This is a genomic window from Arthrobacter melezitosi (assembly GCF_054511055.1).
This window is the reverse complement of sequence record NZ_JBTNDJ010000008.1, coordinates 74,887-100,218: the sequence shown is the minus strand read 5'-3', so window position 1 is coordinate 100,218 and position 25,332 is coordinate 74,887. Positions and strand designations below refer to the sequence as shown.

Here is a 25,332-nt window from a genome sequence, read left to right as displayed (position 1 = left end):
GCACCGGGACGGAGACCGGACCACGAAGGTGCTCCGGGTGATCGGGGCCGATGCCTCCGGCGGCGCGCCGGGGTTGGCCGTGGTACCCCAGGTCGGACTCGAACCGACACTTAACAGATTTTAAGTCTGGTGCCTCTGCCATTGGGCTACTGGGGCCGGGCGGCTGCGCCGCAGGTCAAGAATATCGCGCCGGGGCAGCGGCCTCCGCCACGATGTCCCCCGACGCGGGCCGGTTAAAAGCCGACGGTGGGCCCCCGCTCCTGCGGGAACCCACCGTCGTCACCGGGTAACCGGAGAGGCTAGGCGCTGGCGGCGGCCTTTCCGCTCGCCGCACCGGCCGGGGCCGGAGGCGCGGACGGCAGCGCGGTGTCCTTCTTCGGCGGCGGGGTGGCCGCGCTGCGGAACTGGCGGCGCGGGGTCTGCAGGTCCGCGATCGGCGCCAGGTCCCGGCCGAAGATGAAGCTCATCGACCAGTTGGAGATGACCCGGGCCTTGCGCTCGAACATCGGCATGGCCATGCCGTGGTAGCCGCGGTGGGCCAGCCAGGCGGGGAAGCCGCGCATCCCGAAGCCCATGATGTTCGCGACGCCCTTGAACGTGCCGAACCCGGCGACGGCACCCAGGTTGGTGTGCTTGTACTCCTGGACCCGGCCCACGCCGTAGTTCTGGGCGTAGATGTTCTTGGCCAGGCGCTTCGCCTGGCGGACCGCGTGCTGGGCGTTGGGAACGCAGAACCCGCCGACGCCACCGCCGCTGAGGTCCGGCACCGCGGCGACGTCGCCGGCGGTCCAGGCGTGCTGGAGGGGCCCGTCGTCGCCGGTGATGCGCAGTTCGGCATTCGCGCGCAGGCGTCCGCGCTCGTCGACCGGGAAGTCGGTCGAGCGGACCATGGGGTTGGCCTGCACGCCGGCGGTCCAGATGAGGGTGTCGCTGGTGAACTCGTCGGCCGGGGTCTTGTCCGGCATGTTGATCAGCTTCAGGTTGCCGTCGACGGCGCTGGCGAGCGAGGTGTTGAGCAGGACCTGGATGCCGCGTGAGCGCAGGTGCTCGACGACCCAGACGGCCTGCTGCTCGCTGACCTCGGGCATGACGCGCGGCATGGCCTCGATCAGCACGAAGCGGACGTCGGAGCGCTGGAGGCGGGCGTTCTTCTTCACCGCATCGCGGGCCATGTCCTCGATCTCGGTGATGGCTTCGATACCGGCGAACCCGCCGCCGACGACGACGAAGGTGAGCATGCGGTCCCGCTCGGGGCCGGCCGGCAGCAGCGAGCCGGTCTCGATGCGCTCGAGGATCTGGTTGCGCAGCGCAACGGCCTCCTCGATGGTCTTCAGGCCGATGCCCTGGTCCTTCAGCCCCTCGATGGGGAAGGTGCGGGTGATGGCGCCGGCGGCCATGACGATGTCGGTGTAGCCGAGCGTGAACGGCTCGCCGTCACCTGCGGGCTCGATCGTCGCGGTGCGCGCCGCGTGGTCGACCCCCGTGACCCGGCCGCTGATGAGCTCCGTCTGCGGCAGGTGGACACGGTGGGAGACGATGGCGTGGCGCGCCTCGATGCTTCCGGCTGCCACCTCGGGGAGGAACGGCTGGTACGTCATGTAGGGAAGGGGATCGACCAGGGTGACGATGCCACCGTGGGACTTAACCTTCTTCTGCAGCTTGTGGGCGACGTAGAGCCCTACGTAGCCGCCTCCGACGACGAGGATGCGCGGACGATCAGAGAACAGTGGGTTCGATGCCATGGCTCGATACTACCGGACTTTGTGAAAGTCTTCACTAGCTGTGCGGAACCTCTCGCTGGCCGGCTTCGGTGCGGTTTCCGCCCCCCTCGGCGGGCGGTCCGGGCCGGGGTGGAAGGTCGAAGACCCCGGTGTCGGCCTCCTGCTGGCCGGGCGTATCCCGCCCGGCCCGGCGGACGCGCAGGACGTGGACGGCGCCGGCGATCAGGAGCACGACGAACAGGCCGGAGAAGCCAAGGACCACCACCGGCGGCAGCACCGTCGAGGTGCCTGCGCCCTCGTGGGCCTGCGGGACCGGGGCCGCCGGGATCTCCGGCGCCGAGCTGTCACCGGCCGGCGCGGTCGGCTGGGCCTCGGCGGGCGGCTTCCCCCGCCGGTACACCTGGATCCACTGCTCGATGCTGCCCAGCCGGTTGGCCTCGGGAACCTCGAGGTCGGCGCCGACGGCGGCGGCGACATCGAGGACGCCGTGGCCGTAGATCGTGTCGAATCCCGGCGCCCCGGCGTCTCGGGCCGTGCCGACGATGCGGTTGATGACCTGCGATGCGCTGAGCTCCGGGTACTTGGAGCGGATCAGCGCGGCCACGCCGGAGACGAGCGGGGCGGCGCCCGAGGTGCCTGACCATTCGGCGTAGAAGGCCCCCGGCAGTCCGCCGACGAGGTTCTCCGACGGCGCGGCGACGGCGATGCTGATGCCCTCGGAGGAGGACTCCCGGCTCGCCACGCCGCTGCGGTCGAGGCCGGCGACCGAGAGGACGCCTGGGATGGTGGCCGGGGCGCCGACCTGGGTGAGGCCGCCGGCCCGGTTGCCGGCAGCGGCGACGATGACGACGTCACGCTGCTCGGCGTAGAGGAAGGCTTCGTCCCAGCTTTCGGGCCAGGTCGTCGAGGTGCTGCCGAGGGACATGTTGATGACCTTGGCGCCGTTGTCCACCGCCCACCGCACCGCATTGGGGATCTGCTCGTCGGTGCCGATCCCGGCCGGGTTGGGGCCGCTGTTGGGGCCCTCGATCCACACCGAGACGGCGAGCAGGTCCGCCTTCGGCGCAACTCCGACGATGCCGTCGGGGCCCTGGCCGAACCCGGCCAGCGGCGACGGCGCGGGTGCGCCGGTGGAGCGGGGCCCGTGCCCGCGTCCGGCCAGGAGCGTGGAGACGAGGGTCCCGTGTTCGGGGACCTCACCGATGCCCTGCTGGCCGTCGGCGCGCCCGGCGCCGGAGGCGTCCACGCCGGCGGAGACGGCGCCGCGCAGGTCGGGGTGGGTGCCGTCGACGCCGCTGTCGATCACCGCGACCTTGACCCCTTCGCCCTGGGTCGACTTCCAGGCCTCGGTCACCCCGTAGTCCTGCAGCCAGTACTGCTTGTCACGGATGGCGTCGGCCCGGGCCGGTGCCGCAGTGCCCAGCAGCACCGCAGCCGTGAGGACCGCGGCTGCGGCACGGGAGGCCAGGCGGCGCCGGGCCGCCAAGGCGGTTGCCGGAGGAGCTGAAGGTGCGGTGCTGGCAGGCGAAAAGGTCAAGAAATCACTTCCGGAGGGCGGGAACGCTGAGGGCGATGCCATCGAGGATGTCGTGCTCACTGGCCACGGCCGAGCCGACCCGGCCGCCGGTGGCCTCGGCGAGGTATTCGACGACGCACTTCCAGATCAGGGCCCCGGCGCCGATGACGTCGACGCGGCCGGGGTGCATGTAGGGCAGGGCGGCCCGGGCAGCGTGGTCGAGGCGCAGCAGGTCGTCGGCGGCACCGGCGATGGCGGCGGTGCTCAGGCGGGCGCCGTGGATGCGCTCCGGAAGGTAGGAGGGAAGCTGAAGCGCGTGCGCCGTCACCGTGGTGATGCTTCCGGCGACGCCGATCAGGGCGTCCACCTCCCCGAAGGGAACCTCACTGCCGGCCTCGAGGATGAGCGCGCGGACCTCGCGTTCCATCGCCTCGATCTCCGCACCGGTGGGCGGGTCGGAGCGGAGGAAGCGTTCGGTGAACCGCACGCAGCCCATGTCCATGCTGCGCGCCGCGGTCACTGCGCCGCCGCGGCCGGCGACGAACTCGGTGCTGCCGCCGCCGAGGTCCACGACCATCACGGTGTCGGTGGCGGGAACGTCGAGCACGCTCACGGCGCCGCGGAAGGACAGCGAGGCCTCCTCGTCACCGCTGACCACCTCGGGCTCGACGCCCAGGCGCTGGCGGATGCCGTCGACGAAGACATCGCGGTTCTCGGCGTCGCGGGAGGCGGAGGTCGCCACGAAGCGGAGCCCCTCGGCGCCGTGTCGGCGGATCAGTCCGGCGTATTCCTCGGCGGCCTCGAAGGTCCGCGCCAGGGCGGCCTCCGACAGCCGGCCGGTGGCGTCGACCCCCTCCCCAAGGCGCACCACCTTCATGCGCCGTTCGACGTCGGTCAGCACCCCGTCCTCGATGTCGGCGATCAGCAGCCGGATGGAGTTCGTTCCACAGTCAACTGCGGCGGTCCTCATTGCTTCTCCTGTGCTTCGGCTCGTCGCCCGGCGCGCTTGCGCTCGAGCTCCTCGGGGCTGAGCCCCTGGGTCTTGGTGTGCCGGCTGAGGTCGGCCGACGGCGCCTCGCCCGAGGTGTCCCAGGCGCCGGTGCAGTAGCACACGTCGGCGGTCCACCAGGAGGCGATGGCCTCGAGCGCCTCATCCCCCAACGGGTTGACCCCTGGGCCCGCCGCCAGGGAATGTCCGACCAGCACATGGAGGCATTTCACCCGGGACGGCATGCCGCCGGCGGACACCCCGTCGATTTCCGGGACCGGTCCGGTGCCGGCACGCTCGCCGACCTCCGCGCGGGCCGCGAGGTAGGCCTCGTGCGCGGCCCGGTAGCGTTCGGCGAGGTCGGCGTCGCGGCCGAGCCGCCCTGTCATCTCCGTCATCACACCGTCGGCCTCGAGCCGGGAGACGGCGGAGGTGATGACCGGGTGGGTCAGGTAGTAGGTGGTGGGAAAGGGGATGCCGTTGCTGAGGCGGGGGGCCGTCACAGCCACCAGCGGGTTGCCGCACACGCACCTCGCCCCGATCTCGACGACGTCGCGGACCGGGCGCCCGAGCTGGCGGCTCAGGACCTCGTGGTCCTTCTCCGTGGGGGTGCGCTCGTCCTGCTGAGCCACTGAGGCTCCTTCCTTGCTGCCCGGCGCGGGCAGGTGAACTTGTTCGATCAGTCGGTGGCGGCGCGGGAGACCGATTCCCAGAGCGAATCCACCCACGGCAGGTCCGAGGGCTGCTCCGGGGAGCCGACGCCGGTGGACTCCTCGATGCCCGAGCCGCCCTTGACCAGGTAGCGCTTCTCCCCCGGCATCACGAGGAAGATGCGTTCGCGGGCCTGCTGCTTGATGTACGCGGGGTCGTCCCAGCGGGCCAGGTCCGCCCGGTGGCGTTCCTGCGCCTGCTGCTGTTCGGCGATCTGCTCCCGGAGGGCCGCGACCTCGCCCTGCTGGCGGAGGTAGTTGCTCACCGAGGGCACCAGCAGCACGATCACCGCGACGAGGACGAGGGCCAACGCCAGGAGGCGCCCCGAAAAGGACTGCGCGGGGATGGGTTTCGCGTCCTCGGCGGGGACGATCACCCGGTTCTTCGGCCGGATGGCGCTCGCGCCCGCCCGGCGGATGGCCCCGGCGAGTTGTTCGCGTTCGGCCGCCCGGACCTCGGAGGGGGTGGCCCGTTTCCGGGGCGGCGCGGCCTGCGGGCCGGGCGCCGCCTTGGAAACGGGCTTGGTTCGGGTCCGCTCCACCGCCGGCCCCCCGACCTGGCCCGGATGGGTGCCGGGCTTCGCCGGAGGCGCGCCGGCGGCCGCCCGGTCCGCCGCGTGGGGCGACGGACGGACGGCATGCGGCACGTTGGGGCGGCGGGCGGACATGGCACTCCTCGGCTGGTTGCTGCTCCGGGATCCCTACGGACCCCGTCTAACGAGGGTAACTGCCCTCCGGTTCAACTATGCAGTGAAACGCGGGAAGGCGCTGCGCCCGGCGTAACGGGCGGCGTCGTCGAGTTCCTCTTCGATGCGCAGCAGCTGGTTGTACTTGGCCACCCGCTCGGACCGGGCGGGGGCACCGGTCTTGATCTGGCCGGCGTTCGTTGCGACGCAGATGTCGGCGATCGTGGTGTCCTCGGTTTCGCCGGAGCGGTGCGAGGTGATCGTCGTGTAACCCGAGCGCTGGGCCAGGGAGATCGCGTCGAGGGTTTCGGTCAGCGTGCCGATCTGGTTGACCTTCACCAGCAGCGAGTTGGCCGTGTCGGCGGTGATGCCGCGCTCCAGGCGGGTGGGGTTGGTGACGAACAGGTCGTCGCCGACGATCTGCACCTTGTCGCCGAGCGAGGCGGTGAGGGCCTTCCAGCCCTCCCAGTCCTCTTCGTCAAGGGGGTCCTCGATGGACACCAGCGGGTAGTCGCGCACCAGCTCTTCGTAGTAGGCGCTCATCTCGGCGGTGCTCAGGGACTTGCCTTCGAACGTGTAGACACCGTCGCTGTAGAACTCGGAGGCCGCGACGTCGAGGGCGAAGGCGATGTCGGTTCCGGGCTTGTAGCCGGCCCGCTCGACGGCGGTGGTGATCAGGTCCAGCGCGTCGCGGTTCGAGGGCAGGTTCGGGGCGAAGCCGCCCTCATCGCCGAGGCCCGTGGCGAGGCCCTTTTCCTTGAGGACTGCCTTGAGCTCGTGGTATACCTCGACGCCCCAGCGCAGGCCCTCGGAGAAGGAGGCCGCGCCGAGGGGGACGATCATGAATTCCTGGATGTCGACGTCGGAGTCCGCGTGGGAGCCGCCGTTGAGGATGTTCATCAGGGGCACGGGGAGCACGTGGGCGTTGGGGCCGCCGAGGTAGCGGTAGAGCGGCAGGGCCGAGGACTCCGCCGCGGCGCGGGCGACGGCGAGGGAGACACCGAGCATGGCGTTGGCGCCGAGGCCCGACTTGTTGTCGGTGCCGTCGAGGTCGAGCATCGCCTGGTCGATGGCGCGCTGGTCGGCGGCGTCGTAGCCGAGCAGGGCGGGCTGGATCTGGTCGATGACCGCCTCGACGGCCTGCAGGACGCCCTTGCCCAGGTAGCGGGCCTTGTCGCCGTCGCGGCGTTCGTTGGCTTCGAAGGCGCCGGTGGAGGCACCGGAGGGGACGGCCGCGCGGCCGAAGGTGTCGTCGTCGAGCAGGACCTCCACCTCAACGGTGGGGTTGCCGCGGGAGTCGAGGATTTCCCTCGCGTGGATGGCGTCGATGATTGCCATGGAAATGCTCCTTTGGTTGGAGGGGTCGAAATCGCACCGCGGGAACGGTGGTCAAAGCGTCGGCAGTGCCGCCTTAAGCGTAGTTCACCGCCGCGGCCGGCGGACGCGGATCACCCGCCGCCGGCCGGCCCGGGATCCGCCGCGGCGTCCTGGAAGCGCTGCACGGCGGCGCGCAGCGCCCGCTCGGGGTCGAGGCCGCGGGAGGTGGCTCCGCGCACGAGCGCGAAGAGCGCCTCGCCGAGCTCGTCCTCGGTGAGCGGCCCGCCCGCATCGGCCGAAGCGGCATCCGCGGTGGGGGCCCCGGCCCGCCGGAGGGTCGACGCCGCCCGGGCCAGGGCGGGCAGGTGCCGCGGAATGCCGTCGAAGGGCGAGGACCGCCCGTGACCCTCGCGGTCCTTCACGTCCTGCCAGGTGCGGGCGATCTCCTCGGCGCTGGCACCCTGCCCGCCGTCCGGGGCCGCCAGCAGGGAGCCGTCGGCCGCGAAGACGTGGGGGTTTCTGCGGATCATCTTGGCCGTCAGCCCCTCGGTGACCTCCCGCAGGCCGAAGCTGCCCTGCTCCTGCTGGAGCTGGGAGTGGAGCACGACCTGCAGCAGCACATCCCCGAGCTCCCCGCGCAGTTCGGCCCGCGTGCGGCCGCGCTCCGGTTCGGTGCCGCCGGCCCGTTCGAGCGCCTCGAGGGCGTCGACGAGTTCGTAGCTCTCCTCAATGAGGTACCGCACGAGGGAGGCGTGGGTGAGCGCGCCCATCCACGGGCAGCGGGCGCGCAGGGCGGCGATGACCTCGACGAGGCGCTCCACCGCCGCGCCTGTTCCGCCCGCCGGCGCCGCGGGTCCGGGGAGTGCCTGCATGCCGGAGCTAGGCGGCGGTCTCGAACTCGGACACCACGTACTCCGCGAGGGCCTCGCGGTCCTCGAGCGGAAGGAAGGCGGCGTCGACCGCATTGAGGGTCAGCTCCAGCAGGTCGCTGAGGTCGTAGCCGAAGGTGTCGACGAGGAGTTCGAATTCTCCGGTGAGGGTCACCCCGCTCATCAGGCGGTTGTCGGTGTTCACCGTCACCTTGAAGCCCAGCTGGTACAGCAGGTCGATCGGGTGGCTGGCGATGTCCCCGCCGAATGCCTCGACGGCCCCGGTCTGCAGGTTCGATGACGGACACAGCTCAAGGGGGATGCCGCGGTCGCGCACCCAGGCGGCGACCGGACCGAGGATGGCGGTCTCCACGCCCTCCTCGCCGTTCGCGTCGGCGTTGGAACCGGCGGCCTCGAGGGAGATGTCCTCGGCGATCCGCACCCCGTGGCCGAGGCGCAGGGCCCGCCCGGAGACGAGCGCGTCGACGATGCTCTCCAGCCCGTCGGCCTCGCCGGCATGGACGGTGGCCGGGAACTGGTGCGCCGCGAGGTAGGTGAACGCGTCGGCGTGCCGCGAGGCGGGGAAGCCCTTCTCGGCCCCGGCGATGTCGAACCCGACCGCACCCCGGTCGCGGTGGCGCACCGCGAGTTCGGCGATCTCCTGGCCGCGGTCCGCGTGGCGCATGGCGGTGATGAGCTGGCCGACCTGGATGACCCGGCCGGAGGCCAGGGCGGCCTCGACGCCGGCCTGCAGCCCCTCCTGGACCGCCTCGACGGCCTCGTCGAGGCTCAGGCCGCGGGCCGTGTGCTGCTCGGGCGCCCACCGCACCTCGCCGTAGACGACGCCGTCGGCGGCGAGGTCCTCGACGAACTCCCGGGCGACCCGCACCAGGGCGCCGCGGGTCTGCATGACGGCGATCGTGTGGTCGAAGGTCTCAAGGTAGCGCTCGAGCGATCCGGAGTCGGCGGACTCACGGAACCACTGTCCGAGCCCTGCGGGGTCGGAGACGGGCAGGGAATGCCCCACCTCGGCCGCCAGGTCGAGGATCGTCTGCGGGCGCAGTCCCCCGTCGAGGTGGTCGTGGAGGGAGACCTTGGGGAGGCGGCGCAGGTCGAATGGGGTGCCCGGGGCTGGGGTTCTTGAGGTGTCAGTCACGCGTTCAACCCTACAGGGGGCGCCGAACGGGCGGCACCCTCAGGCGGCCCGCTCGGGCCGGTCCGGTTCGGCCGCGGCCGGGAGGCTGTGGAGCCTCCCCCGGCCGGAGGCCGCGCTGAACACGCGGTCGACGACGATGCCGATTCCCACGGCCACCGCGATGGCGACGGCCACCCCGAGCAGCTGGTTGCCGGAGAACCAGGCGCCGGCGACCACCCCGACCGCCACGGAGTAGGCGCCCCACACGCCCCCGGCGATGGCCGACAGGGCAGTGAAGCGCCGCCGCGGGTAGCCGGTGGTGCCGGCGGCAAGGTTCACCGCCACCCTGCCAATGGGCAGGAAACGTCCGACCAGCAGCAGTGACGCGGCCCGCTTGTCGAGCTCGCGGGAAGCCCAGGCGAAGGAACGGCGCATGCGGGGCCGGCGCATCCACCGGAAGCGGGTCGGCCCGATGCCCCGGCCGATCGCGTAGGCGGTGTTGTCGCCGACGAACGCCCCGAGCGCGGCCACCAGGGCCAGCAGCACCGGGTGGGGGTTGCCCTGGGTGAGGATCAGGGAGGCAAGCCCCACCACCACCGACTCGCTGGGGAACGGCGGGAAGAACCCGTCGACGGTGCAGCAGGCGAACACCAGCAGGTAGACCCACGGTTGCGCCGCGGCGTCGAGAACGAAGGACTCGAGCCCGGCCAGCAGGGACGCGGTCAGGTCCACGGAGTGCCCGCCGGCGCCCTGGGCCCCCGGGGGCGGCCCTGCCTATGCTCGATGACCATTGGACAAGCCTGCCCCGGGGCAGGCGGGCACGCATCAGGGGAAGCCCCCATTACACCCCCCGCTGCGGGCCGGATCCCCTACGGGCCGGGTCGGGGCCGGGCCCGGTGCCGGGCGCGGCCCGGCGGGCGCCTAGGAGACCCGGTCGAGGATGAGCTCCTGCGCCGGGCGGGAGCCTTCGGGGGCGATGACGACGGCGTCGGCGAGGGCCTCCCGGGCCCGCTCGAACCGCTCGGGGGTGTCGGTCAGCAGGGTCATCAGGGGCTCCCCCGCCCGCACGAGCGCGCCGGGCTTGGCGTGCATCCGCACCCCGGCGCCGGCCTGCACGGCGTCCTCCTTGCGGGCCCGGCCCGCACCGAGCCGCCAGGCCGCGACGCCGACGGACAGGGCGTCGAGTTCGACCAGCACGCCGTCGGCCGGGGCGTAGATCGTCTCGGACTCCCGGGCCACCGGCAGCTCCGCCCGCGGGTCGCCGCCCTGCGCCTCGATCATGCGGTTCCACACGTCCATCGCCCGGCCGTCCTTCAGGGCTGCGGCGGGGTCGGCGTCGGTCACGCCCGCCGCGGCGAGCATCTCCTCGGCCAGGCGCACCGTCAGTTCGACGACGTCCTGCGGGCCGCCGCCGGCGAGGACCTCGACGGATTCCTCCACCTCGATGGCGTTGCCGGCGGTGAGCCCGAGCGGGGTGCTCATATTGGTCAGCAGCGCCACGGTGCGCACCCCGGCGTCGGTGCCCAGGTCGACCATGGTGCGCGCCAGTTCGAGGGCGTCCTCCCGGCTCTTCATGAACGCGCCGGTGCCGACCTTGACGTCGAGGATCAGCGACCCGGTGCCCTCGGCGATCTTCTTGCTCATGATCGAGGAGGCGATGAGCGGGATGGCCTCGACGGTGCCGGTGACGTCGCGCAGGGCGTAGAGCTTCTTGTCGGCCGGGGCCAGGCCGGTGCCGGCCGCGCAGATGACGGCGCCGACGTCGGCGAGCTGGCGCATCATCTCCTCGTTGCTGAGGTGGGCCCGCCAGCCGGGGATCGACTCGAGCTTGTCGAGGGTGCCGCCGGTGTGGCCGAGGCCGCGGCCGGAGAGCTGGGGCACGGCGACCCCGAAGACGGCGACGAGCGGGGCCAGCGGCAAGGTGATCTTGTCCCCCACGCCGCCGGTGGAGTGCTTGTCGCTGGTTGGGCGGCCGAGCGAGGAGAAGTCCAGGCGCTCCCCGGAGGCGATCATCGCGGCCGTCCAGCGGGAGATCTCGGCCCGGTCCATGCCGTTGAGCAGGATCGCCATGTTCAGGGCCGCCATCTGCTCGTCAGCCACCGCGCCGCGCGTGTAGGCGTCGATCGTCCAGTCGATCTGTTCCGGGGTGAGCGTGCCCCGGTCCCGCTTGGTCCGGATGATGTCGACGGCGTCGAAGGCTTCAGTCATGGTTCTACCTCTGGGGGTTCGTGGGGGTGGGTCTCGCAGGGGGTGGTCTCGCAGGGTCAGGCGAGGTTGTCGGGCCCGAAGGCGTCCGGCAGGACCTCGTCCATGGTGCGGATGCCGCTGACGGTCTGAAGCACCATGCCGGGCGCGCGGAATTCGTAGAGCAGCTGGCGGCAGCGCCCGCACGGCATCAGGGTGTTGCCCGCACCGTCGACGCAGCTGAAGGCGACGATGCGGCCGCCGCCGGTCATGGCCAGGCTGCTCACCAGGGCGCACTCGGCGCACAGGGTCAGCCCGTAGGAGGCGTTTTCGACGTTGCAGCCGGAGATGATGCGGCCGTCGTCGATCAGGGCGGCGGCTCCGACGGGGAACTTCGAATAGGGGACGTACGCGCGTTGCATCGCGGTGGTTGCCGCCTGCTTTAGGTCCTCCCAGGGGAGGTCGCGGGGTGCGGGGGCCGTCTCGGTCACCGGAATCGCTCCTTCGTGGTGTTTCTTGGCGGCGGGCTGCCCCGGACCGCCCGGCGCGCGGCCGGACGGTCCGGGGGTGGCTCAGCCCTTGACGTAGGGGATGCCGCTGGCGCCCGGCGCACGGGAGCGCCCGACGAGGCCGGCCACGGCGAAGACCGTCACCACGTAGGGCAGCATGCGCAGGAACTGGTCCGGGACCGGGGTTCCGAGCAAGCTGAGCACGTTCGAGAGGTTCGTGGCGAAGCCGAAGAGCAGGGCGGCGAAGAACGCACCGATTGGATTCCAGCGCCCGAAGATCAGCGCCGCGAGGGCGATGTAGCCCTGGCCCGCCGTCATGTCCCGGCCGAAGCCGGACACCGAGACGAGGGTGAAGAACGAGCCGCCGACGCCGGCGACGACACCGGCGAGCAGCACGTTGATGAACCGGGTCCGGTTAACGTTGACGCCCAGGGTGTCGGCGGCCTTGGGGTGCTCGCCGACGGCGCGGGTCCGCAGGCCCCACCGCGAGCGGTAGAGCGCGATGTACACGACGGCGACGGCGAGGTACATGAGGTAGCCGACGATCGTCTGCTCGAACAGGATGGGTCCGAGGATGGGGATGTCGGAGAGGACCGGGATGCTGAGCACCGGCAGCCGCGGCGGAGTGTTCCACATCTCGGCGTCCTTGCTCAGCACCGAGGAGAACAGGAAGCCGGTCAGGCCGGAGACGAGCACGTTCAGCACGACGCCGACGATGACCTGGTTGACGATGTAGCGGATGCTGAACACCGCCAGGAGGAACGAGACGATCACGCCGGCCAGGGCCGCGGCGAACAGGCCGACGATGGCGCTGCCCGACACCGACGCCGCCACGGCGGCGGCGAAGGCCCCGAAGAGCAGCTGGCCCTCGATGGCGATGTTGACGACGCCCGAGCGTTCGCTGAGCACCCCGGAGAGCGAACCGAAGATCAGCGGCACCGCGAGGGTGACCGATCCGGCGAGCAGCCCGTACAGGGCGACATTGGGGTTGTTGGCGCTGCCGACGACCCAGGTGAGGAAGCCGATGAGGAAGAGGACGGCGAAGACGGCGACGAGCCAGCCGGGCACCGCCTCCCCGCGCCGGGTGGCGAGGGTGGCCAGCACGGCGAGGACGGCCAGGGCCACGGCGGTGAGCCAGCCGGTCGCCGCCGCGGGCAGCACGAGGTTGGGCAGCACGATGGCGTCGCCCGGGTCCGAGAGGCGGAACGTCACGTCGTTGCCGGGCGCCCCGGCGCCGAAGACGAGCAGGGCGACGACGGCCAGGACCGCCAGCAGGATCGGGGTCTTCCAGCTGCGGAGCGCTCCTGCGGGTGCGGCGGAGCGGTCCGGGGCTGCGGTGGTGGCTGTACTCATGCTGCGCCTCCGGTGGCTGCGGTCTTGCGGTTCCTGCGGGCCCGGGCGGACGGCACGGCGCCCGGGGTGGGCAGGCGGAAGAGCGACCGCACCAGCGGTGGGGCCGCGATGAACAGGACGATCAGGGACTGCACGACCAGGACGATGTCGATGCTCGTTCCGGTCGAGGCCTGCATGGTGACGCCGCCGGCGCGGAAGGCCCCGAACAGCAGGCCCGCGGCGAAGGTGCCCCAGGGGCTCGAGCGGCCCAGCAGCGCCACGGTGATGGCGTCGAAGCCGAAGCTCGCCGCGACCCCGGAGGTGAGGACCTTCTCGGTGCCGGCGACCTGCGCGACGCCGGCGAGCCCGGCGAGGGCGCCGGCGATGGCCATCGCGAGGATGTAGCCCCGGCTGACGCTCACCCCGGCGGTGCGGGCGGCGGTGGCGTTGGCGCCCACGGCCCGCAGTTCGAAACCGACGGTGGAGCGGTTGAGCAGCCACCAGACGAAGACCGTGGCGAGGACGGCGACGACGAAGCCCCAGTGGAGCCGGAAGCCGCTGCCGAGCAGCGGCGGGTACAGCGCCGTCGCGTCGAGCTGGGGGCTGATCGGGTTGGTGGAGCCCGGGCGCTGGAAGCCCGGGGTGCTCAGCAGGTACAGCACGAGGTTGATCGCGATGTAGTTGAGCATGATGGTGAGGATGACCTCGTGGGCGCCGGTGCGGGCCTTGAGCACCCCGACGAGCCCGCCCCAGATCGCGCCGCCGAGCATGCCGGCGAGGATCACGAGCAGCAGGTGGATGCCGAAGGGCAGGTTGAGGGTGAACCCGACCCAGCCGGCGAGGGTGGCGCCGATGAGGATCTGGCCCTGGGCGCCGATGTTGAACAGGCCGGCGCGGAAGGCCAGGGCGACGCCGAGGCCGGCGCAGATCAGGGGCGTGGCCACGGTGAGGGTCTGGGTCAGCGGGTAGATCATCCGGGCGAAGCTTTCGCCGCCGGCATTGAACACCGAGCCCTGGAACAGCGCGATGTACGCCCCGGAGGCGGCCGACCAGGCGGCGCCGATGGTGTCCATCGGACGGGAGAAGAAGTAGGAGGCGGACCGCGCCACGTCCTCGTCGGTGATGGCGATCAGCAGCCCGCCCAGGATGAGCGAGAGCACCACGGCCAGGACGGCGACGAGGGCGTTGCCGGTCATGATCCGCTGCATCAGCGGCTGCCCGTCCCCGCCGCCGGCGGCGGCGAGGGCGGCCGGGGCGGCGGGCACGGCCGGCGGCGGTACCTGTCCCCCGCCGGTTTCGGCGGCGGCCTCGAGGCGGCGTTCCTCCTCGCGGGCGGCCTCCTGCGCGGCACGGCGCGTGGGCGGCTGGCTTCCGGCGGTGTCCGGTGTCACCGGCGGGTTTTCCTGCGGACTCACTTGTCCCCTCCTGAAAGTTCGGTGGCCTGCGCCAGGGCCTCGTCGGCGTGCATGCCGGCCATCATCAGGCCCAGCACGTCACGCGAGGTGTTGGCCGGGACGATCCCCATCAGGCGCCCCCGGTACAGCACGGCGATCCGGTCGGCGAGCTCGAGGACCTCGTCGAGCTCGGTGGAGACGATCATCACCGGGGTGCCGCCGTCGCGTTCGGCGACGATGCGTTTGTGGAGGAATTCGATGGAGCCGACGTCGACGCCGCGGGTGGGCTGGGACGCGATGAACAGTTTGAGCGGCCGGGAGAACTCCCGCGCCATGACGACCTTCTGCTGGTTGCCGCCCGATAGCGTTCCCGCCGCCGCCGAGGCGGACTGGGTGCGCACGTCGTACTCGGCGATCTTCTCCTCGGCGTTCTTTTCGATGACGCCGGGGCGCATCGTGAGTCCGCGGGCGAACGGCGCCTCGTCGTAGCGGTTGAGGATGAGGTTCTCGGCGACCGAGAAGGTGCCCACGAGGCCCTCGACGCTGCGGTCCTCGGGGACGAAGCCGACGCCTTCCTTGATGACGTCCCGGACGCTGCGGCCCACGAGTTCCTCGCCGTGGAGGGTGATCGAGCCGCTGACGTGGTCCTGGAGCCCCATGATCGCCTCGGTGAGCTCGGTCTGGCCGTTGCCCTGCACACCGGCGATGGCGAGGATCTCGCCCTTGGCGATGTCGAAGCTGAGCCCGTCGACGACGTGCTGGCCGTTGGCGGCCCGCACGGTGAGGTCGCGCACCTTGAAGGTCACCTCGCCGGGGGCGGCGGGTGCCTTCTGCAGGGTGAGGTTGACCGAGCGGCCGACCATGAGGGAGGCGAGTTCGGTGGTCGAGGCGCCGGGTTCGGCGGTGCCGACGACCTTGCCGCGGCGGATGACCGTGATGACGTCGGAGACGGCCTTGACCTCGCGCAGCTTGTGGGAGATGAAGACGATCGACTTCCCGTCGGCCTTGAGCTGGCCCATGATGCCGAGCAGTTCGTCGGTCTCCTTGGGCGTCAGGACGGCCGTCGGTTCGTCGAGGATGAGGACCTCGGCGTCGCGCACCAGGGCCTTGATGATCTCAACGCGCTGCTGCACGCCGACCGGAAGGTCTTCCACGGTGGCGTCGGGGTCGACGTCGAACCCGTATTGGTCGGAGATCTGCCGGATCCGGGTGCGGGTGTCCTGCAGGTTGAGGAGCCCGCCGGCGCCGACTGACTCATTGCCCAGCGCCACGTTCTCGGCCACGGTGAACACGGGCACGAGCATGAAGTGCTGGTGCACCATGCCGATCCCGGAGGCCATCGCCTCGCCGGGGCCGGAGAAGGTCACGGGCTCGTCGTTGACCAGGATGGTGCCCTCGGTGGGCTGGTACAGCCCGTAGAGGACGTTCATCAGGGTCGACTTGCCGGCACCGTTTTCGCCCAGGAGGCTGTGGACCTGTCCGGGTTCGACCACGAGGTCGATGTGGTCGTTGGCGACCAGGGAACCAAAGCGTTTGGTGATCCCTTTGAGTTCGAGTTTCACAACCCACCCAATCTGTTCTGTGCTTGGACTTCAGGTGTTCGTACCGGCACCGGGTGCCCCCGTCCCGGTCCACAAAAACGAACCGCTTCCCTCCCGGGATGGTTCCGCAGGAGGGAAGCGGTTCAAGGAGTGCCTTGTGCTACTTGGGGCTTGCTGCGGACTCAACCGCAATGTCGCCCGAGATGATCTGTTCCTTGATCTCGTCGAGCTCGCCCTGCAGCTCTTCGGGAACGTTGGCTTCCTGGTCGTGGAACGGGGCCAGGGCCACGCCCCCGTTCTCCAGGGTGCCGACATACGGGGTGCTGTCGAAGTTGCCCTCGACGTCGGAGCTGATGACCTCGTTGACCGCGTCGCCCATGAGCTTCATGACCGAGGTGAGGATGAACTCCTCGCCCTTGCCCGCGGTTTCGTAGCCGTCGGAGTCGACCCACACCACGGTGGCCTTCTTGCCGGCCTCGTTGGCTTCGATCACTGCGTCGAGGGTGCCGAGGCCGACGGGCCCGGCGACCGGCATGATGACGTCGGCGCCTTCGTTGATGAAGTTCTGGGTGTTGGTCTTGCCCGCACCCTGATCGTTGAAGTTGCCGATGAAGGTGCCGTTCTGGGCTTCCTTGTCCCAGCCGAGCAGCTCGACGTCGGCGTCCTTCTGCTCGTTGTAGTACGCGACGCCGTCGGCGAAGCCGTCCATGAAGATGGTCACCGTGGGGATGTTGATGCCGCCGTAGGTGGCCACCTTGCCGGTCTCGGAGGTCGCCGCCGCTGCGTAGCCGGCGAGGAACGCGGCCTGCGCCGTGTCGTAGATGATCGGCTTGACGTTCTCGGCCTCGATGGAGTTGTCATCGACGATCGCGAAGTGCGAGTCCGGGTTGGCCTCGGCGGCTTCCTTGGTCGTGTCGGCAAGCAGGAAGCCGACGGTGACGGTGAGGTTGCAGCCGGCCTGGACCATGGTCTCGACGTTGGGGCCGAAGTCGGTCTCGGCCTGCGATTCGGCCTGGTTGATCTCGATCCCGAGGTCCTTCTCGGCCTTCTTCAGTCCCTCGTAGCTGGACTGGTTGAAGGAGCGGTCGTCGAATCCGCCCGAGTCGGAGACGATGCAGCCGAGGTAGTCCGAGTTCTCGCCCGATCCGGCGTTTTCCTCGGCCGGCGGGGCGCCGCAGGCGCTGAGAATGAGGGCCGACGCGCCGAGGACGGCAGCCGAAAGGCCGGCGCCGCGCCGCGATGTGCGCAGTGAGTTCTTCAATATTCCTCCGATAAGAAAATTAGCCCCGCGGGTCGATCGCCAGGACGTCCCTGTCCCGAGTCGCGCTCGAAGCCTGGATGTTCCCTGGTGGTCGCGGCGCTGGCCGCACCTTGAGTGTGCGGCACAGTATGGAAACACTCTAATGGGCGGGCGACGCGCGACACTACCACCGCTGAACGGCGCCTCGGAATCGTTCGGTTTTTGTTACACGCAGTTTATCCCACCGCCGGACCGGCTGCGCCTCAGTGGCGCAGGCCCAGCACCGCGCGCAGGGCCGCGGCGGCCATGACGCGCACGCCGCAGCCGATCGCGTGCTCGTCGGGGATGTAGTCCCCGCGGTGCAGGTCGAAGGTTTCCCCGCGCGGGGTGCGGGTGCCCAGGCGCATCATGGCGCCGGGAACCTCCTGGGTCATCCAGGCGAAGTCCTCCCCGCCCATTGACTGCGGCGTGAGCATGACGGCGTCGGGGCCCAGTTCAGCGCGGGCGGCGGCCTCGAGCAGCCCGGTCTCCGCTTCGGAGTTGATCACCGGCGGCACGCCCCGGATGTGTTCGAGCTCCACCTCGACCCCGAAGGGTGCGGCGGCCTGGCGCACCGCATGGTCGAAGAGGTCGCCGGCGGACTGCCAGGCCTCGCCGTCGAGGCAGCGCAGGGTGCCCGAGAGGAACCCATGGGCCGGGATGGCGTTGGGCGCGGAGCCGGCGTGGATCTGGCCCCATACGACGGAGACGGAGCTGCGGACGTCGATGCGCCGGGAGAGCACGGCGGGCACGTTGACGGCGATCGACGCCAGCGCGAAGGTGAGGTCCTCTGTCAGGTGCGGGCGGGAGGTGTGCCCGCCGCGTCCGGTGAGTTCGACCCGCAGGGTGTCCGAGGCCGAGGTGATCGCCCCGATGCGGGTGCCCACCTGCCCGACGTCGATGCGCGGATCGCAGTGGAGGGCGAGGATGCGCGGAACGTCGGTGAGGATGCCCTGGGCGATGACCTCCAGGGCCCCGCCGGGCATCGTTTCCTCCGCCGGCTGGAAGATGATCCGCACCGTGCCGTTCAGGGGCGTCTGCGCGTCGATTGAGGCGAGCACGAGGGCGACGCCGACCATGACGGTGGCGTGGATGTCGTGGCCGCATGCGTGGGCCACCCCCGGGTTGACCGAGGCGTACTCGAGGCCGGTCTCCTCGACGATGGGCAGTGCGTCGATGTCGGCCCGCAGGCCGACCCGGATCGGGCCCTGCCCGACATCGACGCACACGCCGGTGTTTTCGAGCCGCTTGGGCTGCAGGCCCGCCTCCTCGAGGCGCTCAACGATGCGGTCGGTGGTGCGGTATTCCTTGTAGGAGAGCTCCGGGTGTGCGTGGAGGTCGCGCCGGAAACGCGTCAGTTCTTCGAGCAGGGGGGCGAGCCACACGCCGATGTGCGGGACTGCTGCGTCGGGGCGTTTGAGTTCCACCCTCCAAGCGTACCGACCCGCGCCCCCGGAACGGCAAAGGAGGGGCCGGATCGGCGTCACCGGAGGTCTCCGGGCCGGCCCCGGCGGGCGCGGCGGGGGCCGGCCGGGCGCCTAGAGGACGTCGGTGTCGCCGCTGGCCCGGAGGTGCTCGACCGCCTTCTTGACCTCCTGGGCGTGCTCCTTGGTCGTCACCAGCAGCGCATCGGGGGTGTCGACGATGACGACGTCGTTGATGCCGATCAGCGCGATCACCCGCTTGGTGTCCGAGACGACGATGCCCGAGGCGTTCTCGGAGAACACCCGGGCGCCCTCCCCCATCACCTTGAGGTCGCTGTTCTCCGTGGCGGGGTTGAGCCTGCCGATCGCCGCGAAGTCCCCGACGTCGTCCCAGGTGAACCTGCCCGGGATCATGGCGACGTCCCCGGCGGCCGCGGCCGGCTCGGCGACGGCGTAGTCGATGGCGATCTTCGGCAGGGCGGGCCAGACCCGCCGGGCCGTCTCCACCCGGTGCGGGGTGTCCCAGTCGTCGGCGATTTCGCTCAGTCCGGCGTAGAGCTCGGGCTCGTTGGCCTCGAGGTGCTTGAGCATCAGCGCCACCGGCGCCACGAACATGCCGGCGTTCCAGCTGTACTTGCCCGACTCGAGGTAGCCGCGGGCCACCGCGGCGGAGGGCTTCTCGACGAACTCGATCACGGAGTGGGCGCTGGGCGCCCCCTGAATGTCCAGCGGCTCGCCCGCCCGGATGTAGCCGAACCCCGTGGAGGGGTGCGAGGGCTCGATGCCGATGGTGACGATGTACCCGTGGGCCGCCGTGTGGATCGCCTCGCGCACCGCGGACTGGAACACATCGACGGGGGTGATGACCTGGTCGGCGGCGAACGAGCCCATGATGATGTCCGGGTCGCGGCGGTACAGGATGGCCGCGGCGAGCCCGATGGCCGCCGCGGAATCCTTGGGTTCGCTCTCAAGGACCAGGTTGTCGTCCTCAAGCTCGGGCAGCTGGGCGAGGACGGCCCCCCGGTGCACCACCCCGGTGACGACCATGGTGCGGCCGGGGCACAGCGGACCGAGCCGGTCGTACGTGGCCCGGATCAGGGTGCTGCCCGAGCCCGTGAGGTCGTGCAGGAACTTCGGCGCGGCGGCACGCGACAGCGGCCACAGGCGGGTGCCCACGCCGCCCGCGGGGATCACGCCGTGGAAACGGTCGAACACGTCTTGGGGGTGGGCGGCTGCCCTCTCAGTACTCATCGACACCCACGTTAGCCGACACCCCTTCCGAGAACAGGGCGAATACGTGGATCGGCAACCCGCACAGCCCCAGCCGTCAATGTGAACAGCCTCACAGTATAGGGAAGCCTAAATTGAAGTGAGGCTGTCTGCAGCCTAGATTATCCTTGACTTAGAGTGCTCTCGCACCGGCGACATTCCTGCGTGGAAGACACGCTAACGCCCATGCGATGCAGGGAGGTAAATTCAATGCCGAAGACACCAGCAGGCACCCTCTACCGTGGCCGCGAGGGCCAGTGGTCGTGGGTGGCACACCGCATTACCGGGGTCGTGATTTTCTTCTTCCTCCTTGTCCACGTCCTGGACACGTCCCTGGTCCGGGTATCGCCGGAAGCCTACGACGCCGTCATCGCCACCTACAAGAACCCGATCATGGGCCTGGGCGAGCTCGGCCTCGTCGGCGCGATCGTGTTCCACGCCTTCAACGGACTCCGCGTCATCGCCGTGGACTTCTGGAAGAAGGGTCCGCGCTACCACCGCCAGATGCTGTGGGGCGTCGTCGGCCTCTGGGCCCTGACAATGCTCGCCTTCTCCATCCGCCATCTTTCGGTTGTCTTCGGAGGTCACTAAGCCATGGCTGTCCCCACTGTAGAAAGCCCCCGTTCGGGGCGCGTCTCCCCCGGCTACTCCCGCACCCGCTCCTCCCGCGGCAACTTCGAGATGGGCGCCTGGCTGTTCATGCGCCTCTCCGGGGTGGTCCTCGTCGTGATGATCTTCGTCCACCTGTGGACCAGCTTCATCGCCGGCGGCGGGATCAAGCAGGTCGACTTCGGCTTCGTGGCCGGTAAGTGGGCCAGCCCCGTCTGGCAGTTCTGGGACCTCGTGCTGCTCTGGCTGGCGATGCTCCACGGCACCAACGGCGTCCGCACCATCATCAACGACTATGCGGAGAAGAACTCGACCCGCATGTGGCTCAAGGGCGTGCTGTACACGGCGACGGTCGTCATCATCCTCCTGGGCACCCTCGTCATCTTCACCTTCGACCCCTGCCCGGTCATCGACGGCGTCCCCCACGTCGCCTCCTACTGCCCCTCCGCGTAGGACCGCGCGCCGTCCCGGGCGGCCGCATCTTCGGTTTCAACAGAAAGAGCGATCAGCATGCAGGTCCACAAGTACGACGTCGTCATAGTCGGCGCAGGCGGCGCGGGGATGCGCGCGGCCATCGAGTCCGGACAGCGGGCCCGCACAGCCGTCCTGACGAAGCTCTACCCCACGCGTTCCCACACCGGTGCCGCCCAGGGCGGCATGTGCGCAGCACTGGCCAATGTCGAGGAAGACAACTGGGAGTGGCACACCTTCGACACCGTCAAGGGCGGTGACTACCTCGTCGACCAGGACGCCGCCGAGGTGATGGCGAAGGAAGCGATCGACGCCGTGCTCGACCTCGAGAAGATGGGGCTGCCGTTCAACCGCACCCCCGAGGGCCGGATCGACCAGCGCCGCTTCGGCGGCCACACCCGCGACCACGGCAAGGCCCCGGTCCGCCGGTCCTGCTACGCCGCGGACCGCACCGGGCACATGATCCTGCAGACGCTCTACCAAAACTGCGTCAAGCACAATGTCGAGTTCTACAACGAGTACTACGTCCTTGACCTGCTGATGGTCGACCAGGAAGTGACCGAGGATGGGGTGACCCGCCTGCAGAAGCGCGTCGCCGGCGTCGTCTCCTACGACCTCGCCTCCGGGGAACTCCACGTCTTCCAGGCCAAGTCGGTCATCTTCGCCTCCGGCGGCGTCGGCAAGGTCTACAAGACCACCTCCAACGCCCACACCCTCACCGGCGACGGCATGGGCATCGCCTTCCGCCGTGGCATCCCCCTCGAGGACATGGAGTTCTTCCAGTTCCACCCGACCGGCCTGGCCGGCCTGGGCATCCTCCTGTCGGAGGCGGCCCGCGGCGAGGGCGCGATCCTGCGCAACTCCGAGGGCGAACGCTTCATGGAGCGCTACGCGCCCACCATCAAGGACCTCGCCCCGCGCGACATCGTCGCCCGCTCGATGGCCAACGAGGTCCGCGAGGGCCGCGGCGCCGGACCGAACAAGGACTACGTCCTGCTCGACCTCACCCACCTCGAACCGGCGCACATCGACGCGAAGCTGCCCGACATCACCGAGTTCGCCCGCACCTACCTCGGCGTCGAGCCCTACACCGAGCCCGTGCCGGTCTTCCCCACGGCGCACTACGCCATGGGCGGGATCCCCACCAACATCAAGGCCGAGGTCCTCCAGGACAACGACACGGTGGTGCCCGGGCTCTACGCCGCTGGCGAGGTGGCGTGCGTCTCGGTGCATGGCTCCAACCGGCTCGGCACCAACTCGCTGCTCGACATCAACGTCTTCGGCAAGCGCGCCGGCATCTACGCCGCCGAGTACGCGCTCACCGCGGACTTCGTCGACATCCCCGAGGACCCGCTGGCCGACACGCTGGCCCTGCTCGACACCGCCCGCAGTTCCGAGGGCGGGGAGCGCGTCGCCCAGATCCGCAAGGAGCTGCAGGACATCATGGACGCCAACGTCCAGGTGTTCCGCACCGAGGAGACCCTCCTCGAGGCGCTGCGCGTGATCGATGGACTCGAGGAACGCTACAAGCGCATCTCGGTCCAGGACAAGGGCAAGCGCTTCAACCTCGACCTCCTGGAGGCCGTGGAGCTCGGGTTCCTGCTGGACATGGCCAAGGTCATGACCGCCGCGGCCCTGCACCGCAAGGAATCCCGCGGCGGCCACTTCCGCGAGGACTACCCCACGCGTGACGACGAGAACTTCATGACCCACTCGATGGCCTACAAGGACCCGAGCGCCGTCGAGACCAGCGGGGTCCGCCTCGAGACGAAGCCGGTCATTTTCACCCGTTACCAGCCCATGGAGCGTAAGTACTGATGAGCACCCCAACCCTCGAAAAAGAGCCGGCCTCCAAGGTCGAGCTGCCCGCCGGTGCCGGGGGCGGGGAGATCCCCTCCTTCGACATCACGCTCAAGGTCCGCCGCTACAACCCCGAGGTCTCCGACGAGGCGCACTGGGACGAGTGGCAGCTGACCATGTACGGCACGGACCGCGTCCTGGACGCCCTGCACAAGGTCAAGTGGGAGCACGACGGTTCGGTCTCCTTCCGCCGCTCCTGCGCCCACGGCGTCTGTGGTTCCGACGCGATGCGCATCAACGGCCGCAACCGCCTCGCCTGCAAGACGCTGCTCAAGGACCTCGACACCTCCAAGCCGATCCTCGTCGAGCCGATCAAGGGCCTGCCGGTGGAGAAGGACCTGATCGTGGACATGGAGCCGTTCTTCCAGTCCTACCGGGAGATCATGCCGTTCCTCGTCACGAAGGGCCACGAGCCGACCCGTGAGCGCCTGCAGTCGGCCGAGGACCGGGAGCGCTACGACGACACCACCAAGTGCATCCTGTGTGCCGCCTGCACCTCGTCCTGCCCGGTCTTCTGGACCGACGGCCAGTACTTCGGGCCTGCGGCCATCGTCAACGCGCACCGCTTCATCTTCGACTCGCGGGACGACGCCGGGGACATGCGCCTTGAGATCCTCAACGACAAGGAGGGCGTGTGGCGCTGCCGCACCACCTTCAACTGCTCGGAAGCGTGCCCGCGCGGCATCCAGGTCACCAAGGCCATCGCCGAGGTCAAGCAGGCCATCCTGACGCGCAAGATCTGATGCGGGCGGCCGCAGGCCACCCGGAGTGCCTTCGAGAAGGGCGGTCCCATTGGGGCCGCCCTTCCGCGTTCCCGGGCGCACGGGCACTCCCCGGGCGCGGACGCGGGCACTCCCCGGACGCGGGCGGCCCGGAACCGGGTCAGGAGCCGCGGCGGGCCTTCCTGCTCTGCTGCCGCAGTGTTCCGGCCTTCTCCCGGTGCTCGTGGGCGGCCAGCGCCTCGGCGTCGGCGGTCCCGACCGCGGCCCACGCCGCGGCCATCAGGTACACCTGGCTCAGCAGGTAGAACCAGACGAACAGGCCGAGGATCACGGCGAAGGGCGCGAGCAGCGGCGCATCCCCGAGGCCGCCCAGCAGCGAGGCGCTGACGGTGCGCAGCACGGTGCTCCCGACGCCGGCGAACAGGGCGGCCTGGAGCAGGACCCGCCGGGGCATGTCGATCGCGGAGGTCGTATGCAGCAGGATGGCCGCGACCGCGGTGTCCAGGACGAGCATGATGGTGAAGCCGGCGAGCTGCGTCAGCGGGCGTGCGGCCTCGGTGAGCCCCACGAGCTGCAGGGCGAAGTCGACCATCGTATTGGCGAGGAAGCCGACGCCCGTCGTCACGAGCAGCGCCACGGCGAGGACCACCAGCACGGCGAGGTCCTTCAGGATGACCTTCAGGGCGCTCTCCGTCACCGGGCCCAGGGCGAAGATGCTCCGCATGCCCGCCCTGATGCCCGCCATCCACACGAGCGATGAGATGAGCATGACCACCGTTGCCACGACGAGCGCGGTGCCGAACCCCGAACCGGAAAACAGTTCCTCCCGGGTGGCAAGCCCGCCGCCGCCGGTGTCGATGAGGCCCGGCGTGGTGGCGCCGACCGTCTCGACGATCAGCTCCTGGAGCCGGATGTCCCCAGCGATGACGAGGCCGAGGATGGAGAATCCCGCCACGAGCATGGCGGCGATGGCGAAGAACATCCGGTAGGCGATGCCGGCGGCCAGCAGCGCCCCCCGGCGCAGCGCGTACAGCTGGAGGGCGCGGACCGGGCGGAGGGCGCCCAGGCGGGCCAGTACCACCGACAGGCGGGCGCCGGCGACGGCACGGGCGCCGCTGCGGTCCCGCTCGGCGCGGGTCAGGTTCTGGCGTGCTTCGAGGACCCTCAGGACGAGCCGGTCGCGGTCGGCCGGCGACGCGGGCTCAGCGCTCCGTGCGGTCCTCGGTGTCTTCGCCAAAGCTCAGCTCTTCCCGCAGTTTCCACAAGCCAGAATGCTCATGCTCATACAGTCCCATGGTACGGACCTCGAAGGAGGCTTCGAAGGACCGCAGCCGCTGTTCGGCCTCGTCCATGCTGGCCTCGCTCACGTCGTGGGCAACCGTGACGTGCGGGTGGAAGGGGAACTCGAGGGTGCGTTCCAGCGGACCGGTCTGCAGCCGGGAGTGAAGCTCCACGCACTCCTTGAAACCGGAGCGCACGTTCAGGAACACCACCGGCGAGAGCGGCCGGAACGAGCCGGTGCCGCTGAGGGTCACGGTGAAGGGGGCCTGCTTGGCGGCCACGGCGCGCACATGCTCGAGCGTCCACTCCCAGTCGGTGGCCTGGGTGGTGGTGACAAGGGTGATGTGGGGTGGGATGAGGAAAGCCATCGGATCCCCGAAGGAGGCCCGCCAGCGTTCGAGCTCCGCGGCCAGCGGACCGGGAACGGGCAGCGTGACGCCCACGCAGGTGATCCCGGACAGCTCCCGGCCCTCCCGGGCCGGTCCCGTGCCGCACAGCTCGCTCATCCGCTGCGG

23 protein-coding genes and 1 tRNA gene are annotated in these 25,332 nt (G+C 70.3%); 4 read left to right on the top strand and 20 right to left on the bottom strand.

Features of this window, described 5'->3' with window-relative positions:
* Positions 1-80: 80 nt before the first annotated feature.
* The 18 genes from ACX80W_RS10675 to ACX80W_RS10590 form a co-directional block, all read right to left on the bottom strand.
* Positions 81-156: transfer RNA gene (locus ACX80W_RS10675), tRNA-Leu, on the bottom strand.
* A 143-nt stretch (positions 157-299) separates the two neighbouring features.
* Positions 300-1,742: an NAD(P)/FAD-dependent oxidoreductase gene (locus tag ACX80W_RS10670; protein WP_459283064.1), complete on the bottom strand. Its 1,443-nt coding sequence runs from the start codon at positions 1,740-1,742 to the stop codon at positions 300-302.
* A gap of 34 nt (positions 1,743-1,776) precedes the next feature.
* Positions 1,777-3,258 (bottom strand): S8 family serine peptidase, encoded by a 1,482-nt coding sequence (locus tag ACX80W_RS10665; protein WP_459283062.1) that lies wholly within the window; start codon positions 3,256-3,258, stop codon positions 1,777-1,779.
* 4 nt (positions 3,259-3,262) lie between these two features.
* On the bottom strand, positions 3,263-4,207 hold the full coding sequence (locus ACX80W_RS10660) for a Ppx/GppA phosphatase family protein (protein ID WP_459283060.1): 945 nt from the start codon (positions 4,205-4,207) through the stop codon (positions 3,263-3,265).
* Complete coding sequence (locus tag ACX80W_RS10655; RefSeq protein ID WP_459283058.1) at positions 4,204-4,857, bottom strand: DUF501 domain-containing protein; 654 nt, start codon at positions 4,855-4,857, stop codon at positions 4,204-4,206. Before ACX80W_RS10655 ends, ACX80W_RS10660 begins: the two co-directional genes overlap by 4 nt.
* A gap of 47 nt (positions 4,858-4,904) precedes the next feature.
* Positions 4,905-5,603: an FtsB family cell division protein gene (locus ACX80W_RS10650; protein WP_459283056.1), complete on the bottom strand. Its 699-nt coding sequence runs from the start codon at positions 5,601-5,603 to the stop codon at positions 4,905-4,907.
* A 75-nt stretch (positions 5,604-5,678) separates the two neighbouring features.
* Positions 5,679-6,959 carry a phosphopyruvate hydratase gene (eno, locus tag ACX80W_RS10645; RefSeq protein ID WP_459283054.1) on the bottom strand — a complete coding sequence of 427 codons (1,281 nt, stop codon included), beginning with the start codon at positions 6,957-6,959 and terminating at the stop codon, positions 5,679-5,681.
* 110 nt (positions 6,960-7,069) lie between these two features.
* Positions 7,070-7,810, bottom strand: a complete 741-nt coding sequence (locus tag ACX80W_RS10640; protein WP_459283052.1) for a MazG nucleotide pyrophosphohydrolase domain-containing protein — start codon at positions 7,808-7,810, stop codon at positions 7,070-7,072.
* 7 nt (positions 7,811-7,817) lie between these two features.
* Complete coding sequence (locus ACX80W_RS10635; RefSeq protein ID WP_459283051.1) at positions 7,818-8,963, bottom strand: adenosine deaminase; 1,146 nt, start codon at positions 8,961-8,963, stop codon at positions 7,818-7,820.
* 39 nt (positions 8,964-9,002) lie between these two features.
* Positions 9,003-9,653, bottom strand: coding sequence for a DedA family protein (locus ACX80W_RS10630; RefSeq protein ID WP_459283125.1), 651 nt, complete (start codon positions 9,651-9,653; stop codon positions 9,003-9,005).
* Positions 9,654-9,863: 210 nt separating this feature from the next.
* Positions 9,864-11,150, bottom strand: a complete 1,287-nt coding sequence (locus ACX80W_RS10625) for a thymidine phosphorylase (RefSeq protein WP_459283049.1) — start codon at positions 11,148-11,150, stop codon at positions 9,864-9,866.
* 56 nt (positions 11,151-11,206) lie between these two features.
* The gene (locus tag ACX80W_RS10620) at positions 11,207-11,617 is read right to left on the bottom strand and encodes a cytidine deaminase (protein WP_459283047.1); all 411 of its coding nucleotides are present in this window, start codon (positions 11,615-11,617) and stop codon (positions 11,207-11,209) included.
* Positions 11,618-11,698: 81 nt separating this feature from the next.
* Complete coding sequence (locus ACX80W_RS10615; RefSeq protein WP_459283045.1) at positions 11,699-12,988, bottom strand: ABC transporter permease; 1,290 nt, start codon at positions 12,986-12,988, stop codon at positions 11,699-11,701.
* The gene (locus ACX80W_RS10610; protein WP_459283043.1) at positions 12,985-14,382 is read right to left on the bottom strand and encodes an ABC transporter permease; all 1,398 of its coding nucleotides are present in this window, start codon (positions 14,380-14,382) and stop codon (positions 12,985-12,987) included. Before ACX80W_RS10610 ends, ACX80W_RS10615 begins: the two co-directional genes overlap by 4 nt.
* Complete coding sequence (locus ACX80W_RS10605) at positions 14,379-15,923, bottom strand: ABC transporter ATP-binding protein (protein ID WP_459283041.1); 1,545 nt, start codon at positions 15,921-15,923, stop codon at positions 14,379-14,381. The genes ACX80W_RS10610 and ACX80W_RS10605 overlap by 4 nt, the downstream gene beginning before the upstream one ends.
* Before the next feature lie 139 nt (positions 15,924-16,062).
* Complete coding sequence (locus tag ACX80W_RS10600) at positions 16,063-17,163, bottom strand: BMP family lipoprotein (RefSeq protein WP_459283039.1); 1,101 nt, start codon at positions 17,161-17,163, stop codon at positions 16,063-16,065.
* A 242-nt stretch (positions 17,164-17,405) separates the two neighbouring features.
* Positions 17,406-18,608 (bottom strand): amidohydrolase, encoded by a 1,203-nt coding sequence (locus ACX80W_RS10595; RefSeq protein WP_459283037.1) that lies wholly within the window; start codon positions 18,606-18,608, stop codon positions 17,406-17,408.
* A gap of 111 nt (positions 18,609-18,719) precedes the next feature.
* Entirely contained in the window at positions 18,720-19,856 is a 1,137-nt protein-coding gene (locus ACX80W_RS10590) for a mannose-1-phosphate guanylyltransferase (protein ID WP_459283035.1), read from the bottom strand.
* A gap of 228 nt (positions 19,857-20,084) precedes the next feature.
* Here ACX80W_RS10590 and sdhC point away from each other — a divergent pair, with 228 nt between their 5' ends.
* From sdhC to ACX80W_RS10570, 4 genes are read left to right on the top strand one after another with little or no spacing between them, the layout of a single operon-like run.
* Positions 20,085-20,465 carry a succinate dehydrogenase, cytochrome b556 subunit gene (sdhC, locus tag ACX80W_RS10585; protein ID WP_459283033.1) on the top strand — a complete coding sequence of 127 codons (381 nt, stop codon included), beginning with the start codon at positions 20,085-20,087 and terminating at the stop codon, positions 20,463-20,465.
* A gap of 3 nt (positions 20,466-20,468) precedes the next feature.
* Positions 20,469-20,936: a succinate dehydrogenase hydrophobic membrane anchor subunit gene (locus tag ACX80W_RS10580; protein WP_459283031.1), complete on the top strand. Its 468-nt coding sequence runs from the start codon at positions 20,469-20,471 to the stop codon at positions 20,934-20,936.
* A 57-nt stretch (positions 20,937-20,993) separates the two neighbouring features.
* Positions 20,994-22,772 (top strand): succinate dehydrogenase flavoprotein subunit, encoded by a 1,779-nt coding sequence (gene sdhA, locus ACX80W_RS10575; RefSeq protein WP_459283029.1) that lies wholly within the window; start codon positions 20,994-20,996, stop codon positions 22,770-22,772.
* Positions 22,772-23,557, top strand: a complete 786-nt coding sequence (locus ACX80W_RS10570) for a succinate dehydrogenase iron-sulfur subunit (protein WP_459283027.1) — start codon at positions 22,772-22,774, stop codon at positions 23,555-23,557. Before sdhA ends, ACX80W_RS10570 begins: the two co-directional genes overlap by 1 nt.
* A 139-nt stretch (positions 23,558-23,696) precedes the next feature.
* On the opposite strand, the gene ACX80W_RS10565 is transcribed toward ACX80W_RS10570, so the two are convergent.
* Both ACX80W_RS10565 and ACX80W_RS10560 read right to left on the bottom strand, forming a co-directional pair.
* On the bottom strand, positions 23,697-24,773 hold the full coding sequence (locus ACX80W_RS10565; RefSeq protein WP_459283025.1) for a YihY/virulence factor BrkB family protein: 1,077 nt from the start codon (positions 24,771-24,773) through the stop codon (positions 23,697-23,699).
* The gene (locus tag ACX80W_RS10560; protein ID WP_459283023.1) at positions 24,739-25,323 is read right to left on the bottom strand and encodes a 2'-5' RNA ligase family protein; all 585 of its coding nucleotides are present in this window, start codon (positions 25,321-25,323) and stop codon (positions 24,739-24,741) included. The genes ACX80W_RS10565 and ACX80W_RS10560 overlap by 35 nt, the downstream gene beginning before the upstream one ends.
* Positions 25,324-25,332: the final 9 nt, after the last annotated feature.

Coding starts and splice junctions, on each gene's coding strand:
- ACX80W_RS10670 (WP_459283064.1), bottom strand. CDS start 1,742: ATGGCATCGAACCCACTGTTCTCTGATCGTCCGCGCATCCTCGTCGTC.
- ACX80W_RS10660 (WP_459283060.1), bottom strand. CDS start 4,207: ATGAGGACCGCCGCAGTTGACTGTGGAACGAACTCCATCCGGCTGCTG.
- ACX80W_RS10650 (WP_459283056.1), bottom strand. CDS start 5,603: ATGTCCGCCCGCCGCCCCAACGTGCCGCATGCCGTCCGTCCGTCGCCC.
- eno (WP_459283054.1), bottom strand. CDS start 6,959: ATGGCAATCATCGACGCCATCCACGCGAGGGAAATCCTCGACTCCCGC.
- ACX80W_RS10640 (WP_459283052.1), bottom strand. CDS start 7,810: ATGCAGGCACTCCCCGGACCCGCGGCGCCGGCGGGCGGAACAGGCGCG.
- ACX80W_RS10625 (WP_459283049.1), bottom strand. CDS start 11,150: ATGACTGAAGCCTTCGACGCCGTCGACATCATCCGGACCAAGCGGGAC.
- ACX80W_RS10615 (WP_459283045.1), bottom strand. CDS start 12,988: ATGAGTACAGCCACCACCGCAGCCCCGGACCGCTCCGCCGCACCCGCA.
- ACX80W_RS10590 (WP_459283035.1), bottom strand. CDS start 19,856: ATGAGTACTGAGAGGGCAGCCGCCCACCCCCAAGACGTGTTCGACCGT.
- sdhC (WP_459283033.1), top strand. CDS start 20,085: ATGCCGAAGACACCAGCAGGCACCCTCTACCGTGGCCGCGAGGGCCAG.
- ACX80W_RS10580 (WP_459283031.1), top strand. CDS start 20,469: ATGGCTGTCCCCACTGTAGAAAGCCCCCGTTCGGGGCGCGTCTCCCCC.
- sdhA (WP_459283029.1), top strand. CDS start 20,994: ATGCAGGTCCACAAGTACGACGTCGTCATAGTCGGCGCAGGCGGCGCG.
- ACX80W_RS10570 (WP_459283027.1), top strand. CDS start 22,772: ATGAGCACCCCAACCCTCGAAAAAGAGCCGGCCTCCAAGGTCGAGCTG.
- ACX80W_RS10560 (WP_459283023.1), bottom strand. CDS start 25,323: ATGAGCGAGCTGTGCGGCACGGGACCGGCCCGGGAGGGCCGGGAGCTG.